This window comes from Streptomyces sp. CA-106110 (genome assembly GCF_050936285.1).
Taxonomy (GTDB): Bacteria; Actinomycetota; Actinomycetes; order Streptomycetales; family Streptomycetaceae; genus Streptomyces.
The window spans coordinates 4,387,228-4,402,639 of sequence record NZ_JBNJNB010000001.1; the positions used below are offsets into that span (position 1 = coordinate 4,387,228).

General features: G+C 68.8%; 15 protein-coding genes and 1 pseudogene. 1 reads left to right on the top strand and 15 read right to left on the bottom strand.

Annotation, left to right across the window (positions count from 1 at the left end; genetic code table 11):
• Nucleotides 1-564: 564 nt before the first annotated feature.
• The 14 genes and pseudogenes from ACQEXA_RS20165 to ACQEXA_RS20230 all read right to left on the bottom strand — a co-directional run.
• Nucleotides 565-3,018, bottom strand: a complete 2,454-nt coding sequence (locus tag ACQEXA_RS20165) for a SpoIIE family protein phosphatase (RefSeq protein WP_433134584.1) — start codon at nucleotides 3,016-3,018, stop codon at nucleotides 565-567.
• 364 nt (nucleotides 3,019-3,382) lie between these two features.
• Complete coding sequence (locus ACQEXA_RS20170) at nucleotides 3,383-3,637, bottom strand: hypothetical protein (RefSeq protein ID WP_433130728.1); 255 nt, start codon at nucleotides 3,635-3,637, stop codon at nucleotides 3,383-3,385.
• Nucleotides 3,638-3,984: 347 nt separating this feature from the next.
• Nucleotides 3,985-5,445 carry a tyrosine-type recombinase/integrase gene (locus tag ACQEXA_RS20175; RefSeq protein ID WP_432932583.1) on the bottom strand — a complete coding sequence of 487 codons (1,461 nt, stop codon included), beginning with the start codon at nucleotides 5,443-5,445 and terminating at the stop codon, nucleotides 3,985-3,987.
• Entirely contained in the window at nucleotides 5,442-5,636 is a 195-nt protein-coding gene (locus ACQEXA_RS20180; protein WP_432932581.1) for a helix-turn-helix transcriptional regulator, read from the bottom strand. The genes ACQEXA_RS20175 and ACQEXA_RS20180 overlap by 4 nt, the downstream gene beginning before the upstream one ends.
• Entirely contained in the window at nucleotides 5,633-6,790 is a 1,158-nt protein-coding gene (locus ACQEXA_RS20185) for an AAA family ATPase (protein WP_432932579.1), read from the bottom strand. The genes ACQEXA_RS20180 and ACQEXA_RS20185 overlap by 4 nt, the downstream gene beginning before the upstream one ends.
• Entirely contained in the window at nucleotides 6,787-7,686 is a 900-nt protein-coding gene (locus tag ACQEXA_RS20190; protein ID WP_432932577.1) for a bifunctional DNA primase/polymerase, read from the bottom strand. Before ACQEXA_RS20190 ends, ACQEXA_RS20185 begins: the two co-directional genes overlap by 4 nt.
• Before the next feature lie 89 nt (nucleotides 7,687-7,775).
• On the bottom strand, nucleotides 7,776-8,240 hold the full coding sequence (locus tag ACQEXA_RS20195) for a hypothetical protein (protein WP_432932575.1): 465 nt from the start codon (nucleotides 8,238-8,240) through the stop codon (nucleotides 7,776-7,778).
• Between the two features lie 23 nt (nucleotides 8,241-8,263).
• Nucleotides 8,264-8,596 (bottom strand): MazG-like family protein, encoded by a 333-nt coding sequence (locus tag ACQEXA_RS20200; protein WP_432932573.1) that lies wholly within the window; start codon nucleotides 8,594-8,596, stop codon nucleotides 8,264-8,266.
• Nucleotides 8,593-9,198, bottom strand: a complete 606-nt coding sequence (locus ACQEXA_RS20205) for a hypothetical protein (RefSeq protein ID WP_432932571.1) — start codon at nucleotides 9,196-9,198, stop codon at nucleotides 8,593-8,595. Before ACQEXA_RS20205 ends, ACQEXA_RS20200 begins: the two co-directional genes overlap by 4 nt.
• An 11-nt stretch (nucleotides 9,199-9,209) precedes the next feature.
• Nucleotides 9,210-9,398, bottom strand: coding sequence for a hypothetical protein (locus ACQEXA_RS20210; RefSeq protein ID WP_432932569.1), 189 nt, complete (start codon nucleotides 9,396-9,398; stop codon nucleotides 9,210-9,212).
• Between the two features lie 36 nt (nucleotides 9,399-9,434).
• A complete protein-coding gene (locus tag ACQEXA_RS20215; RefSeq protein WP_432932567.1) occupies nucleotides 9,435-9,686 on the bottom strand; it encodes a hypothetical protein in 252 nt (83 codons plus the stop codon).
• A 138-nt stretch (nucleotides 9,687-9,824) separates the two neighbouring features.
• Nucleotides 9,825-12,056, bottom strand: a complete 2,232-nt coding sequence (locus ACQEXA_RS20220) for a cell division protein FtsK (RefSeq protein WP_432932565.1) — start codon at nucleotides 12,054-12,056, stop codon at nucleotides 9,825-9,827.
• Between the two features lie 76 nt (nucleotides 12,057-12,132).
• Entirely contained in the window at nucleotides 12,133-12,516 is a 384-nt protein-coding gene (locus ACQEXA_RS20225; RefSeq protein WP_432932563.1) for an RRQRL motif-containing zinc-binding protein, read from the bottom strand.
• Nucleotides 12,516-12,956 (bottom strand): annotated as a pseudogene (locus tag ACQEXA_RS20230) (GGDEF domain-containing protein); the annotation flags it as partial. The gene ACQEXA_RS20225 and the pseudogene ACQEXA_RS20230, both read right to left, overlap by 1 nt.
• A 143-nt stretch (nucleotides 12,957-13,099) precedes the next feature.
• Here ACQEXA_RS20230 and ACQEXA_RS20235 point away from each other — a divergent pair.
• Nucleotides 13,100-13,906, top strand: coding sequence for an acyl-CoA thioester hydrolase/BAAT C-terminal domain-containing protein (locus tag ACQEXA_RS20235; RefSeq protein WP_433130730.1), 807 nt, complete (start codon nucleotides 13,100-13,102; stop codon nucleotides 13,904-13,906).
• A gap of 1 nt (nucleotide 13,907) precedes the next feature.
• Here the strand turns inward: ACQEXA_RS20235 and ACQEXA_RS20240 are convergent, their stop codons facing one another.
• Entirely contained in the window at nucleotides 13,908-15,329 is a 1,422-nt protein-coding gene (locus ACQEXA_RS20240; RefSeq protein WP_432920441.1) for an IS4 family transposase, read from the bottom strand.
• Nucleotides 15,330-15,412 lie beyond the last annotated feature (83 nt).

The following is a 15,412-nucleotide window of genomic DNA, read 5'->3' on the forward strand; positions in this document are numbered from 1 at the left end:
TGAGGCCACCATGAGAGCGACAGTCAAGGGTGTCGTGGGACGGAGGGGGGAAGATGGAGCGATCCCGCACCTGATGCTCCTGGAGAGGGGAGCACCATCACGGCCGCATCCGTGGGCTGCCCATGGACTATGTGTGGACCAGTTGCGTACGACTAGTTCCCAAAGATGCCTTGACCTGGGCATTCGGCACAGACTGAAGCGCCCTCCGGAGCCGTGTGCGCAGGTTCGAATCCTGCCGGGGGCACTCGCCTGTCAGTCAGTAAGAATCAAGTTCTGACCAGCGCGAATGCCGACACGAGAGAGCGGGCGTCAGTCTCACTGACGCCCGCTCTCTCTCGTTGTCTCTCAGTGTTCACGCACTATCTGCGATACACGCGACACACCTCCGACACACTCACGCGCTTGATGAGACACTCCCTCGCTGAAAGCCCGATGGACTCTGCGGTGAATAGTGATCGTCTTCGTCGCGGACCCCACGTACACCTGGTCGTTGCGGAGGATCTCCGTGGCGGCATTGGTGTGCCGGCGTGGGGACCGAGGGCGAAGCCCTCATCGATCCCCGCTCTACAGTGTGGACGGCAGGTCTTGCTCGACCCAGACGAGCTTGCCGCCCGATTCCAGGCGGGCGCCCCACCTGCTGGACAAGTGGGCAATCAGGAACAGTCCCCGGCCGTTTTCGTCGACGATGCGGGCATGGCGCAGACGCGGGTAACACTTTTTGCTGTCAAAGACTTCGCAGGTCAGGACTTGGTGCTGGATGAGCCGTAGCCGGATCGGGCCGGCGCCGTGGTGGATAGCGTTGGTGACCAGTTCGCTGATGATCAGCTCCGTGGTGGGCACGAGCTGCTCCAGTCCCCATTCGCTGAGTTGATGGGCGGCCAGGTGCCGGGCGGTGCTGACGGCGGCCGGCTCGGTTGGCAGGTCCCAGGAGGCAATGTGGGCCGCGTTGAGTGTGTGGATCCGGACAAGGAGCAAGGTGACGTCGTCGGATGCTGCCCGCGTCGGCACGGTTTCCATCACCGAGGAGCACAAGTCTTCCAAGGACTGTTCGGGTTGTGCCAGGGCGGTGCCGAGGCGGTGCATGCCGACGTCGATGTCGTCGTCACGGGATTCGACCAGGCCGTCGGTGTAGAACGCGAGCAGGCTGCCTTCGGGCAGTTCCACTTCCACGGCGTCGAAGGGGACCAGCCCGAGGCCGAGGCCGAGTGGGGCTCCGGTGGGCAGGTCAGGGAAGGTGACCTGGCCTTGTGCGTCGACTATCGCGGGCGGGGGGTGCCCGGCCCGTGCCATCGTGCACCGGCGGGTGATCGGGTCGTAGACGGCGTATAGGCAGGTGGCGCCTACGACCGTGGGGGTCTGGTCAGCGGCGTCGGCGTCTTCCGCGGCCAGTCGCTGGAACGTGTCATCGAGATGGGCCAGCAGTTCGTCGGGAGGCAGCTCCAAGTCGGCGAGCGTGCGGACGGCGGTGCGGAGCCTGCCCATGGTCGCCGCGGCGTTGATGCCGTGTCCGACCACATCACCGACGACGAGGGCCACGCGGGCGCCGGACAGCGGGATCACATCGAACCAGTCGCCTCCAACGCCGGCGTCCGTGTCGGCCGGCAAGTAGCGCCCGACCGCCTCGACCGCTGCGCCACCCCTCAAACGGTGGGGGAGCAGGATGCGTTGCAGGGCGAGGGCCGTGGTGTGTTCGCGAGTGTATTGGCGGGCGTTGTCCAAGGACAGCGCGGCCCGGGTGACGAGCTCCTCGGCGAGGAGCAGGTCACCCTCATCAAACGGAACAGGGTCCTCGCCGCGGGAGAACAGCGCGACACCCAGGACGGCGCGCCGCGCAATGATGGGCACGATCATCACGGAGTGCATCCCGTACTCACGGATCTTTTGGGCCCGCGCTGGATCCTGGTCGACCCATGTCCCAGGAGAGGTGTCCAGTACCGGTTCCAGGTGGGACCTTCCCGTGCGCAGAACGGTGGCGAGCGGCGAGGTCGGGGGGACGAAAACCGTCTCCCCTCGCCCAAAGGTCGACTCCGGGACTCCTGGGTGGATCGAGGCCAAACCGGCACGACGGAACACAGGGGGGCGATCGTACATTGTGTCGATTTGGGCAGAGGGCTCTTTGCCAAATGGAACCGACTCTGCCAGGTCGACGGTGACGTAGTCGGCCAACAGGGGCACGGCGAGGCTGGCCAGTTCCTGCCCGGTCCGCATGACGTCCAGGGTGCTGCCGATACGCGTGCTGGCCTCGCTGAGGATGGCAAGGCGCTCGCGCGCCCGGTGATTGCCGGTGACATCCACGCTGATGGCGCACACCCCCAGTGCCTGGCCGTCCGCGTCCTGGAGGCAGACGTACGAGGCCGACAATGCATGCTCCCGGCGCGGCTCTTCCGCTGGCCACGCCCGGTACTCGTGGACCGCGGAAGTGCCGCTCGCCAGCACCTGCCGCATCACCGCCTCGAGCGCTTCGGTCTCGAAGCCGGGCATCGACTCGGTGAGTCGACGTCCGAACCTCCGGTCACGGGAAATGCCGTCATAGCACTCCATCGTGTCGTTCACCCAGGTACAGCGCAGCTGCGAGTCACGAACGACGATGCCGACCGGTGCGCGGGTAAGCAGCGACTCCCGCACCGATCCGTTCATCATCCCCGAGGAGAACGCGCCTATGTCGGTCAGGGATACCAGCCACCGATGGGTTGCATCCTGTCCCCACAGCAGCGAGAGGCGCAGGCTCAGGTTGAGCGTACGGCCGTCGCGGTGGCGGACCGCCGCGGTGCCGGACCAGCCACCTTGGGCACGGTACTCCTCGGCGAACGCTGATACCCCCAGCGCCTCCTCGGAGGACGGCAGCAGGAGTGTGGCGGACCGGCCCACCACGTCCTCAGCGCAGTACCCAACAAGGTGCTGAGCGGCTTGCGTCCACGCGACCACCGTCCCTTGCTCGTCGATCATCGCTATCGCTGCGTCGGACATCTCGCGGAGCCCCAGCGGCTCCAAGAGTGCGGCCTGGTCAGTGCTCATCATCATGGTTCCCATCAGATGCGTCGCGACCCGACCGTATGCGCGCGTCCGCCCACATGTGCGGACCATTTTCTGAGCAAAGGACCGGACCACTTCGCGCCGAACGGCCAGGTGGGCCCCCGGGCACCGCCTGTCAGACCGGTTGCACCGCGAAGCGCCACGTCGCGTGCTCGGGGCGCCACGCTCGGGAGCGGGTCAGCCTCGATTCCCGGTGCGGAAACTTGATCGAGGTCTGCTCTGCCCGGTTCAGCGTGGGGGAAGCGGAAGCACAGGGTTCGGTCGTTCCGCCAGTGGACGGGGATCTCCAGGTGGGGGAAGCCTGCGTCGATCAGAACGGGGTGATGGCTGCGCAGGTTGAGAGCGCAGGTCACGGTGTGCTCGCCGACGTGCAGGGTTCTGGTGGCGTCGAGGAAGGTCGCCAGATCTTGTCGGGTGTGGCGGTCTCGTAGCGGGGCAGTTTGCGGGCGAGCATCCGGTGGAGGTTCCCGGCGACGACGGTCAGTGTGGTGTCCAGGTCAACGTTGAGTGGGACGCCGGAGGAGGGGGGCCAGGTGGAAGCCGAAGTCGTTGGCCGGGCGCAGGACATCGGAGCGCTCCCCACGGAGGCGCTGGCAGTTTCCATGCCGTCGGCCACCACGTGTGCAGACGGCTGGTTGTCTCCATCAATCGGCAGGCAGGGGGCGTGCTCTTACCATGGCGGCGTTATGCAGGGCAGTCCGTACGCGGTGCTGATCCTGGGGGGAGTGGGCCCCGCTCCTCGCTGCCCCCGATTCTCCACCTATTTCCGGCCTCGTAGCAGTAAATACTCCCGTGCTATGCGGACTCGCCGATGTGCTCTGCCGATCCTCCACCGTCGGATCTTGTCGCTGGCCTCGGGCAGCGAAGGGATCAGCAGCCGACTTCGCCGTAACCGCTTAGAGGGCGGTCTGAGTCTCCTGGACCGCCCTCGCAGCGTAATGACACGGACCGCTATACAGCGTCTCCGTCCTCCTCCAACGCCTTTGTGATCTTCGCGTTGGCGGCTTCCTCGTGACCGTCGATGAAACCGTGATAGCGCCGGTGGATCACCTCGGGAGAGTTGCCGACCCGCCGGGCTACCTCAGCGATCGGTACCCCCGCATTCAGCCACCGCGTGATGCATGCGTGCCGCAAGTCATAAGGGCGCCCGGCCAGCGGCGAGTGGACCCGCTCGGGTGGCAGCGCGTATTCCCGCGCTTCCTCCCACACCCGCCAATAGGTAGAGGAGCCCACCACTCCCCCGCGCTCGTTGCCGAACACACGCCCTTCCTTGGCCGTGCCGAACGCGTCCAGGTGCGCCCGCAGGATCGCCACCAGGACGGGCGGGATGGGTACCGGCCGGTCGCTCTTGGCCTCCCTCGCCTTCAGTCCGCGGCGGTCGTGACGTTCCCCGGAATCGGTCCACTGCTTCCCGGAGACGGGACGTGTCTCCCGGAGCGTCAGCGTGCCCCATCCTGCGTCCGGGAGATGGCAGTCAGACTGCTTCAGTCCGACCGCCTCAGCCGGACGCAGGCCCGCGTAGTACAGGACCGCGTAGAAGGCCACCAGGCGCCTCCCACGGCACCGATCCCAGGATCCGACGTAGGAGACTGCCGCGAGCAACTGGCGGGCCTGTAGGGCGTTCACGAGGACTCGCCGGTCCACCACGTCATTGGAGCCGACGTGCTTCCGGCGGGCGCGCTGAAGCGGGTTCTCCGAGAGGTCCCCCGCGATCACCGCGTGTTCGAGAGCGGTGTTCAGGGCGCGGCGGCGGCGCCTGTAGGTGTCGCCTGCTGCCGGGGTGCCGTCCAGCTTGTACCCGAGGCGATAGAGCACGTCCTCGAACACCGCAGCGTCTGCCACATCGGCCACCGGACGATCCGTCGTCGTGAGCCAGTCGTACGCGGCTTTGAGGTCGGCCGGCGGATCCTCGCCCGCATTCGCGGGCACGATCCCCCACCGGAAGGCCAACCGCAATTGCTCATCCGAGGGAGCGCCGTCTCCGCGCTTGACCATGGCGAGCGTCACGGCTGCAAGACTGTCGGCCATGCCCTCTCGGGTCTTGGCCGCGCTCGTACGCCACCGCCCGGCGAAGTATTTGCGGCAGAACTCGAACCACCGCAACAGTGGTTCTTCCTCTGAGGCTTTCGCCGCTTCCGCTGCCGCGCGGACTTCGGACTCGGGCTGTCCGCTTGCAATCTCGAAAGCCTCGCCCCGGCGCATTGCCTGCCGCAGTTCCGAGCTTCGGTTTTCGGCGAGTGCCGACGTGGCGAACGTCGCGCTACTCACCTTCCCGCCTACGACCCAACGCAGTTGATACGGACGCGCCTTCCGGTTGACCTTCGTGACCTTCCACAGCCGGATATCGAGGGAATACCCCGGCTTCGCCTCCCCGTGCGGCCGGAGGACGGGAGCGTTTTCGTCCTTGCTCACGCAGCGTCCTCCCGCTCTGCAAGCCAGCGCTCGTACTCCGACCGCCGGATCCGTACGTCGCCGTTGGGGAGTTTGATTGCGCGGGGTCCTTTGCCGAGTTGGCGCCACCGGTAGAAGGTCGACGGGGCGACCTTCAGATCGGCGATGACCTCTTGGACGGTCATCTTTTCGTCCTGCGTACGTGCGCTCATTCCGTCTCCCCCTCCGCTTCGTCCGCACCGGACAGGCCGGACAGCTCCAATTCCGACTGTCCGGAGTGTTCGTGCTGGTCAGACGGTGTAACCGGACAGGCGGACAGTGCGGACACCTCTTGGGCATCCTCTGTCCGGGTGTCGGTGTCCGGGTAGTACCGGCCGCCGGGGTCCTTGGTGAGCTGTCCGGCGTCGGCCATGCGGTTGCAGGTGCGCCGGATCGTGTCCAGGTCGACGTTCGGCAGCTCGCCCGCCATGTCCTTGGGCTTGGCGCCAGGGTGGGTGCGGACGTAGCGCAGGATCGAGGCGCGGGTGTCGCCGACGGTGTGGTCGGACACCGGACCATCCAACAAGTGCCAGGCGCCGGAGGCGGGTTGGAAGCTGAGGGCGTACTCGGCTTCGTCCACGTCGCGGCCGGTGACGTGCAGGATGCCGTCCGCCTGCCCACGCGCTCGCTTCAGTACGAGCGTGGCGTCCGCGGCTCCGGCGATACCGTTAGTGCCGGAGACCTCGGTGAGGAAGTCCTCGGAGCCTGCCTTGCGGACGTGGTGCACCAGGACGACAGCCACGCCGTAGTAGTCAGCGAGCCGCTTGGCGTAGCCGACGGCGACATAGTCCGCGTCATACGCCGACACCCCTTGCGGGGCCTGGCCGCGCATCTTGGCGAACACGTCGATGACGACCATCCGCGCCTCGGGGTGGCGTTCCAACCACTGGGCGATGGCCTCCATCCCACCCTGAGGGAAGGGCGGGCACTCGGTGACCAAGGTCAGCCCGGCCGGAGCGGGCTGGCCCCCGAGTAGCTTGCCCATGCGGGTCTGGAGACGGCGCGGGGTGTCCTCCAAGGCGAGGTAGAGCACCGGCCCGCCCTCGACGGGTACAGAGTCGAACGCCTGGCCGCCGGCCGCGACCGACAGGCCCAGCCCCAGGGAGAGCCAGGACTTGCCGACCTTCGGCGGTCCGGCCAACACGCTGACGCCCTCGGCGAGGATGCCGGGCACGGCCCATTTCGGCTCGGGGAAGTGCGCGGCCATGAGCTGATCGGCCGTCCACGCGGTCCGGGGGCGCTCCCGCTTCGGCGGCGCCGTGGGGGCCGTCTCGGGGTCGCTGGGCACGGAATACAGGTGCAGGGGCGGGATGGGATTGGCGCTCACGCCGCCACCGTCCGGGGGCGCCGTGCCCCGGCGCGCAGGCCAGAGGCGATGGTGCGCCGTGCCTCGCGCTCGCCCTGCCCGACGTGGAGCGCGGCCGTCAGGAGCCAGCCGGTGACGTTGGCTTCGCTCAACTCGCCTCCGGCAACGAGCTGTCCGAGGGCGACGGAGGCGAGATAGAGCGCGTTGTTGTGCTCGTGCGCGCCGGAGCCGGTGACCCGCTCCACTTCACCGTTAACGGCGGATCGGAGGAAGGCGGTGCGCCGTCCGCGACCCGTGAGGGCGACCGTGATGGGCTTCTGCAGGGGCAGCGGGGCCGGGCGCAGGAGTTGGGCGAGCCAGCCCGGCAGCGGTGCCACGGGGTCGGCGTGGGCGACCTCGTAGGGGTGTCCGTCGAAGGTGCTGCCCGCGCCGACCACGAGTCCGCCCCATGCGCGGGTGTCGACCTTCCAGCCCAGCCCGCGGGCACTGTCCCCGGCAGTGTTGCGCAGGGGCTCGCCCTCGGGGACGGCAAAGTACAGGTGGGTGCCACCGCTCCACGTGCGCACCGTGTAGGTGTCGGCGGGGAAGGGCTGGCCGTGGCGCTCGCACAGCACGGCGAGGACGTCGGCGCCGTCGGTGACACCCTGCTCCGCCCAGGCAGCCGACGGGGTGTCGCCGGGGTGCTTGGGCTTGTCCAGGTCGATGACGACCAGGCCGGAAGGGCCGGTGGCGATGCCGACGTTGAAGGCGGCAGCAGTCCATGCGCGGGTGATGCGCTCTGGGTCGGTGGTGGCGCGGGTCTCCCAGTTGGAGACGGCCGGGCGCTTGTCGCCGGGGATGAGGGGGAAGACGCGCCAGTCACGCGCCGCTGCGTCGAGCGCGGCGGTGAGCTGGGCAGAGCCAACCGGGTACGGCATGCTGTGGTTCTCCTGTTCTGTCTACGGATGGGCAGGGAGAACCGCGGCGGCGGGCGACCTTGCTGGGGAGTCCCGCCGCCGCGGCGGCGCTACTGGTTCTTGGCCCAAGCGGCGTACTGCCGGCGGACGTAGTGGCGCGGGTCGCAGATGACGGGCGTGGCGTCCATCTCCATCAGGCGCTGCGCGGCTCGGATGGCGAGGTCGGCCGCATCGTTGGGGACGCTGTCGGCTTCGTCGCTCAATGCGATGCGGTCCAGCAGGGCGGCCTTGCGGAGCCAGAACTCCCGGTGTAGTCCGTCGTAGAACGGCCTGTCTGCTGCGGTGCGGGCGGTCCAGCCGATCTCGCTGATGATGCTCGGGGCGAGCGCGTACGCCTCTTCCGGCGTGGGCCACGCTCCCGGTTCGGGGCGGTGGTCGGCGGTGATGTAGAGGCGGGTGCGCTGGACGTCGCGGGCGGGGTGCTGGCGCACGGGGCCGGTCGTGAAGGCGGCGGACAGGGCCGCGCTCACTCGGTCGGTGTCAGCCGGGTCGCAGATGATGCGGATCTCGAACATGGCTTCCTTCGTCTCCCTCGGGATCAGTGGGTGCGCTCCGGAGCGGCGGCGTTGAGTCGGCGGGCGGCGGCGTGCAGCTTGGCGTCCAGCACGGCGGGCGGGGCGGTAGTGAAGGCGTGCAGGGCGACGGCGGCAGCGATGATCACGTCGCACAGTTCGTCGGCCACGTCCGCCGCAGTGTGGGTGGTGCCTTTGCGGGGGTTCTGGCCGGTCATGCCGATGTACGCGGCAGCGGTCTCGCCCGCTTCCTCGGTCACCTTCAGCAGGCGCATCGCCCTTTCGTGTTCGCCGGTGCCGTTCGCGGCGTTCAGGGCGGCGGCGATGCGGGCCGTGACAGGCCACAGGACGGCGCTCATACGGGCTTCTTCTCAACAGTGGGGAGTTCGGGCAGACCAGCGGCTTCCACAGTCTTGAAGTCAAAGCCGGGCAGGGAGGCGCGGGTGATGAGTGCTTGGGCGAGCTGTTCGGCGTAGGCGGCGCCGGTGCGGGCCACCTCGATTTGGGCTCCGGCGCGCAGGGCTTCGACGCGCTCGATGTGGGCGTGTTCCTCGCGGCGCGCGCTGGTCTGCCGCTCGTAGGCGATGCGCTCGTGGCGGTCGGTGCGCCAGTACCGCGCGGCGAGCCCGTAGGCGATGACGGTGGACAGCACCCACAGCAGCAGCGGCAGGGACAGCTCGTCGGCGTAGCCGGCGACTCCGGCGAGTGCGAGCCCGCCGGAGGCGGCGAACGCGGTTCCGGCGATGATGGAGTCTCCGGCGCGGCCGATGCTCGCGCACACGCCGGCCGCCGCGGCGGCGAGGGACAGCGCGGTCATGAGCACGGCGTTGCCGACGGAGTGTTCGGCGCCGTTGGCGTTCCAGATGCGGGCCAGGATCAGCACGGTGGACGTGGCGATGGCGGGTGCGACCTTCGGCAGTGCGGCGGCAAGCCAGTGCCGGGCGATGATCTGTTCGTTCATGGCCGGGCTCCTTACAGGTGTGGGATGGCGCGGATGACGGCGGTGGCGAGCTGGTTGATGGGTCCGGCGGCGCCGGTGGAGGCGAGGAAGAAGCCGAACCCGGCGGCGGTGAATGCGGCGCCGTAGCCGAGGGACTTGGAGCGCAGCAGGAAGAACAGGACGAGTCCGAACAGGGCCACGAGCGAGACAGTGACGGCCACGGGTGGAACCTCCCTTCGGGTGGTGCGGGCGGGTGGTCAGTGGGTGCCTTCGCGGTAGATCCGCTGGGCGCGGTTGAAGAGCCAGCGGCCGATGCGTATGCGCTTGCCAGTGGCCTTGCAGCGGCGGCAGCTCTTGCCGCGCTTGGGCCGTCCCTTGCGGTCGGTTTCCATGGCGAAGCCGAAGCCGTTGCACTTGCGGCAGGTGCCGAACGGGCTGCCCGCACACAGAGCGCCGTAACCGAGCGTGATGACGAATAGGCAGGCGACAGCAAGGGCGATGAGGGTCATCGGGGCCCTTTCTCGGGGTTTTCGGGGTTTCCGCAGGTAGGGTGCTGTGCACTAGATCGCAGATCAGGTGCTATGCACGGCGCTAGCGGGGGTGCTACCGGTAGCAGGGCGACGTGCTACCGGTAGCACCATCCAGGGCTAGGCGACGCCCCGCTTTTCGTCACGCTCAGCAATCGCCTTCGTGAGGTCGGCGCGAACGATGCCGCGGCGGGTGGTGCGGGTGCCGTCGTCGGTGGTCCCGGCCACATCGCGGGTCTTGATGCCGTGCGGCTTGAGCGCGGATGTGACGTTCTCACCCTTCCAGCCGCCGTAGACCTCCGGCCGCAGCTCCGCGAGCCGGGCGGCGATCCGCTCGTTCCACACCCGCTCCTCCGACGGCGGCACGACCGCTGCCACGTCGGCGAGCAGGTCGTAGGACGGACCGGTCACGGCCTGCGGGTCCTCTCCGAGCGCGTGCCCGGACAGGGTTCCCTCGGCCTTGCGTAGGGCGTAGGCGCGCTGGGCGATGGCGTGGGTGGCGTTGTCGTCCAGGTAGGCGGTACGCACCACGACCGGCAGCGCTGTCGCGCCGGCGAGGTAGCCGTTACCGGCATCGATCTCCGGGCGGAACGAGGTGGCGCGCACGCCGTTCTTGTAGGCGGACGTGCCCAGGATCATGTCGTTCTCGACCTGGCCCGCGACCTTGAGGGCGAAGCGGATGGACACGTTGCCGCTGATCCCGGTCGGGAGCGAGTCCTTGTCGGGGCGCTGCGTGGCCAGGATGAGGATCACCCCGAGCGCGCGACCGAGCTTGATGATGAACTCGGCGTCGTCACCTGCCTGTTTGCCGTATTTGGGGTGTGCGAACAGGTTCTGGCACTCGTCGAACACGCCGACCAGTGGCCACAGCTTGAGTGAGCGCTTGTCGGCAATCTGCCGGGTGATGCGCTTGTCCGGGCACAGGTCCCGCGGCAGCTTCTTGATCGCAGCCGCGCGGCGCATGACCTCTTCGCGCAGCAGCTTGAGGGAGTCGGTCGCGTACTTGATCGAGTCGTCGTCGATGCCGGAGACGAACCGGTGGCTGACGCATTCTAGGGAGTCCAGGTCGCCGGTGCCCTTGTTCTCGTGCAGCCACAGTTCCACGGAGGGGTCCAGGGCGGCGCCGCAGGCCAGCACGCGTACGGAGGCAGTCTTGCCCTGGCCGGGCAGCGAGCCGATCAGGATGTTGTGCTGGATCATCGGCACCGACTGAGCGCGCCCACGTGGGTCGATGCCGAACGGGTTCCGCTTGAAGATGTCGTGCCGCTGGGCGTTGGCCAGCTGCCACTTGACCATGCCGGTCTTGGACAGGTCCCGGTCCCCTACCCACAGGATGAGGCGCCCCTCGTGCTCGCTGGGGTCGGCGTCGGGCCACACGCAGCCGAGAGGGCGGCGCAGGCCGGAGGCGAGTCGGGCGCGCCGGTCGGCCACGTCCGCGACCGTCACACCCAACGGCAGGTCGATGTCCGCGCGCCAGCCCGGCCCCTCGCGGGTGATCGGGGCGACGAACTTGATGCCGTCCTGGCCCTTGGCCACGGCACTGGCGATTTGGCCGATGCCGATGGACGCCATGGCCTTGATGACGATGTCGCTGGTCAGCTTCTGCACCTCGGTCTTGATGACCGCGCGGGTGGCCAGCGGCGCATCCGCCGGCGCGCCTAGCCAGCCCAGCGTCAGCACGGTGACGGCAGCGGCGATGACCTGCGTGCGCGGCTCGGCGCCGTAGACCAGAAACAGGCCCATGGCCAGGGCGAACAGGCTCCCGAAGGTGGTGAGGATCATCCGCAGCCGCACCCGCCGGTCACGCTGCCGCGAGAGCTTCAGGTACAGCTCGGAGTTCTCCCGGCGTGCCTCGGCCTGTCGCAGCGGCTCGCCCTCCGCGTCGACCGCCCACCGACCCACGCGGGTCAGGGTGTTGGTCAGGCCGCGCGGGGAACGCCAGATGAGCTTGGGCACGTACAGGAACGGCACGCGGACCGCGTGGAAGGCGATGGTGTGCCAGACGTGTCCGGCCAGCCACCGCATCGCCTCGGTGAACTCCGGGCCCGACTTCACCCACGCCGGGAGAATGTCCAGCCGCTTGGAGTCGCGGATGCGGTCGATTAGACCGGGGCCCGACTGAGTCGGCGCCGGACGGTCGACCAGGGTCGGGCCGGAGTCGTCCGACTCCCCCTCGCTCGGGTCGCCCGACCGGTCGCGCCCGGAGTTGGGCGACCGGTCGGACGCGCGGTCGGCCGACTCGGTACGGGCCGACCGGGCCTTGTCCAGGTCGACCACGCCGCCGTCGGAGTCAGCGGCCATCTCGGCTTCCAGCCGGTTGAAGAGTTCGCTGTCGTCGTCGGGGTGTTTCACTGAGACTTCCTTCTCTCTGGAGGAATGCGGGGCCCGGCCGCTGCTTTGGTCGGTTGAGACCGGGCCCCGTAGCTGGTCACGCGGCGCGCTGTTCCTCGGGATAGGCGCAGGGGACGCACACCCCTAGGGAGGTCGGGATGCAGTAGCTGTAGGTGATCTGGCACTGCGGGCAGGTGCGGCGGGCGAGCATCGCCAGGGCGAGCGCACCCCACTTGCGGGAGGTCATCGGCCGGACCGGGCAGGCGCGGTCGATGCGGTAGAGGTAGGCGACTTGCACCCCGGACTTGCGGCCGCGGTGGTGGCGCATCACCTGCGCGGCGACCGGCTGTCCGCCGGGCCTCAGCCCGGCCGCACGCAGCTGGCCGCGGGTGGCGTAGCCGTCCGGGGCGAACTGCCACGGGTACGTGGGGACCCCGAACCGGGCGCCGGTGGGGTCGTAGCACTTGCCGTGGGCGGACATCAGGCAGCCATCCCCACGACCGGAGCATCGGGGCGGGCCCCGGCGCGGCCGGCGCGGCGCCCGGTGACCGTGGCGAACAGCCGCCCCAGCCCCGCCCGACGGGTCCCCGCGCGTGCCTGCTTGGCCGCGTACATCGCCTCATCCGCCCGCCGCAGCAGCCCGGACAGCTCGTCGCCGGGGAAGTCTGCGGCGCGCACCCAGCCGAGAGAGACCGTGGTGTGTACGGCCGGGTCCTGACCGTCGACGGGGCGGGCGAGCACGGCGAGCAGGTCGGCGGAGGTGCCGTGGCCGTCGATCAGGACGGCGGCGAACTCATCTCCCCCGAGCCGCCCGGCCACTCCGGAGGGGCCGACGTGGTGGGCGAGCCGGTCGGCGGTCGCCTTCAGCAGCGTGTCTCCGGCCGCGTGGCCGAAGGTGTCGTTGATCTGCTTGAAGTGGTTTTCCCGGACTAACTCAGGTGGCGTGTGGGGCGTCATGATGGAGACCTCCATGCGAGTGGAGGCGGGGCGCGGTGGCTTTGGTAGGTGGCCGCGCCCCGCGTGCTGGACGGGGGTTGTGAGAGTTGTGGAGGTGGGAAGAGCGCGTGGACATCACGGAGCACGAGCTGGCCGATCCGTGGGAAGGGCTTCTCGTCGCTCCTGCTCATGGCAGTGACGTCGGAGTGCTGGTCCTGGCAGGATCCAGCGGGCGCATTGACCGCGAACGAGCGCGCATCCTGGCTCAGCAAGGAGTCACTGCCTTGGCGATCCGCTGGTTCGGTGGGCCAGCGCAGAGCCCGGGAATTTGCGAAGTCCCCTTGGAGACCTTCACCATCGCCGTCGACGTCCTTCAACGTGAGGGAGCGCGACGCATCGGAATTCTTGGTGTCTCCAAGGGAGCTGAAGCAGCATTGCTCACGGCGGTGCACGACTCACGCGTGGACATGGTCGTCGCGTTGTCGCCCACCTCGCGGGTCTGGTGCAACGTCGGTCCAGGCCGTGACGGAGCGCATCACCCGTATCGCTCGTGCTGGACGTGGCAGGGGCGGCCGCTGCCTTTTGTCCCGATGGACGACTCGTGGTCTTCCCCGGAGCCGGACAGCGGGCCCGTCGCCATCCGCGGGTGGTACGAACTCAGTGAACGGACCTTCGTTCACCTCCTTCCGCCAGCAGAGATTCCCGTGGAGGCTGCCAGAGCCGACCTGCTGCTGATTGCAGGCGGCGACGACGCGATGTGGCCGTCGCTGCCTTTCGCCGAACAACTGGCGCAACGCCGGCGCTCGGCCGGAGCTACTGTGCGTGTGATCGCGCGCGACGATGCCGGGCACCGGCCGCGCCTTCCTGGGGAGAGTCCCGCCTCAGCGTCCCCGCACTTTCAGTACGGAGGCACGCCTGAAGCCAACGTCGCTTGATTTAGGCAGCTGATGCCATCTGTCGAGGCGGAGGCGACGTCTCGTCATATGTGGTGATCTGCGGGATGGCTGGGCTGTTCGGTGGTGCGGGGCGTTGGTCTTGGGGGAAGAGCTGGAGCTCGATGGTGTGGGTGACGTGGGTGGTGGCCGGTTCGTCGGGTCGCAGGCTGCGGTAGCCGGTGCCGCTGCGCTTGGTGGCGCGGGGTGCGGCGCGTCCGGGGCGGGGCTTGACGGCCTCGCGGATCAGGTCGTCCTGGACGTCACGGACCTTGGCGGTCAGCTGGCGAGGGGAAAAGTCCGCGCCGACGGAGCGTCGGGCGGCGGCGAGGGTCTGCTTGAAGCTGATGTGCGAGACGGGGAGGTGGGCGCGGTGGGCGGAATCGGCGGCCAGCTGGTGGAGGGCCTGGTAGACGCACAGCATGGCCCACAGTTCCTGCTCGACCATGGCGGGGCTGTTCGAGCGGAGGGTGGCGGTTCGCCCGCCGCGCTGCTCGATTTTGATGTGTTTGAAGATCGTTTCGCTGGTCCAGCGCGCCGTGTACAGCTCCGCCAGCTCGCGGGCGGGCGCCGAGGCCGGGTCGAGCAGCGTGGTGATCAGACAGAACAGCTCGGAGGTCTCCCCGCTCGCCCCGTCCTTATCGAGGGTGGTGGTCAGCACCGTGTACTCGATCACCCGCACCGTGATCCGCGCCCCGCGCGGGCCGTTGAGGTGGGAGAGGTAGGTGCCGTCCGACAGGACGTGATCCACCGGCAAGGTGAAGGAGTCCGAGACGCGCCAAAGGAGTTGGGCGCCCCTGTCCGCGGCGGCCTGCCACAGGCCGAAGGCGGGAAAGCCTCGGTCGGCCATCACGAGCATCCCCGTGTGCAGGTGCACCAGCAGGCGCCGTGCCAGGGTCCGCTCACCCACCGCGAAGGAGTCGAAGACCGCGCCGATCATCGCCTTGGTGCCGCACTCCACCAGTGCCAGCAGCCGTACCTGCGGATACGGACCGGGCCGGCCTCCGTTGGAGGCGCGGGTGTAGGCGGCGGCGTTCGCCTCGCTGTCCGGCACGTCGAGCAGGGAGCCATCCAGGGAAGCCAGGCGCAGGCCACGCCAGAAGGCACCGGGGGTGGCCGGACTCCCGCTCGCCCCTGCGACCCGGTCGAACAACAACCGGAGCGGACCGGGCCCCACTCGCTGGCGGGCCAACGTCAGTGAGCCCGTGCCGGCCGGCCGCCACTCCTCACCCCGTCGACGCGGCCAATGCTCCACCAACTCCCGCAGCACCAGCCCGTATCCGTTTCCCGTGAACAGCCACATCGTGAGCACGAAGTACACCACCAGCCGCGACGGCAAGGACCGAGTCCGCTCCTCCCGCGCCCCAGCCTCGTCAACCACAAAGTCAACCAACTCGGGCGTAAAGGTCCGCGACAGCAGCCCCATCCGGATCCGCTCCGGGTACGTCTCACCAGCTATGTGACCCCTCGACACAAGAGCGAGATGATAGGCGATCTTAGACTATCCAA

Coding starts and splice junctions, on each gene's coding strand:
- ACQEXA_RS20215 (WP_432932567.1), bottom strand. CDS start 9,686: ATGACCCTCATCGCCCTTGCTGTCGCCTGCCTATTCGTCATCACGCTC.
- ACQEXA_RS20190 (WP_432932577.1), bottom strand. CDS start 7,686: ATGCCGTACCCGGTTGGCTCTGCCCAGCTCACCGCCGCGCTCGACGCA.
- ACQEXA_RS20205 (WP_432932571.1), bottom strand. CDS start 9,198: ATGAACGAACAGATCATCGCCCGGCACTGGCTTGCCGCCGCACTGCCG.
- ACQEXA_RS20180 (WP_432932581.1), bottom strand. CDS start 5,636: ATGAGCGCACGTACGCAGGACGAAAAGATGACCGTCCAAGAGGTCATC.
- ACQEXA_RS20170 (WP_433130728.1), bottom strand. CDS start 3,637: ATGGAAACTGCCAGCGCCTCCGTGGGGAGCGCTCCGATGTCCTGCGCC.
- ACQEXA_RS20165 (WP_433134584.1), bottom strand. CDS start 3,018: ATGATGAGCACTGACCAGGCCGCACTCTTGGAGCCGCTGGGGCTCCGC.
- ACQEXA_RS20240 (WP_432920441.1), bottom strand. CDS start 15,329: ATGGGGCTGCTGTCGCGGACCTTTACGCCCGAGTTGGTTGACTTTGTG.
- ACQEXA_RS20225 (WP_432932563.1), bottom strand. CDS start 12,516: ATGTCCGCCCACGGCAAGTGCTACGACCCCACCGGCGCCCGGTTCGGG.
- ACQEXA_RS20200 (WP_432932573.1), bottom strand. CDS start 8,596: ATGAGCGCCGTCCTGTGGCCTGTCACGGCCCGCATCGCCGCCGCCCTG.
- ACQEXA_RS20195 (WP_432932575.1), bottom strand. CDS start 8,240: ATGTTCGAGATCCGCATCATCTGCGACCCGGCTGACACCGACCGAGTG.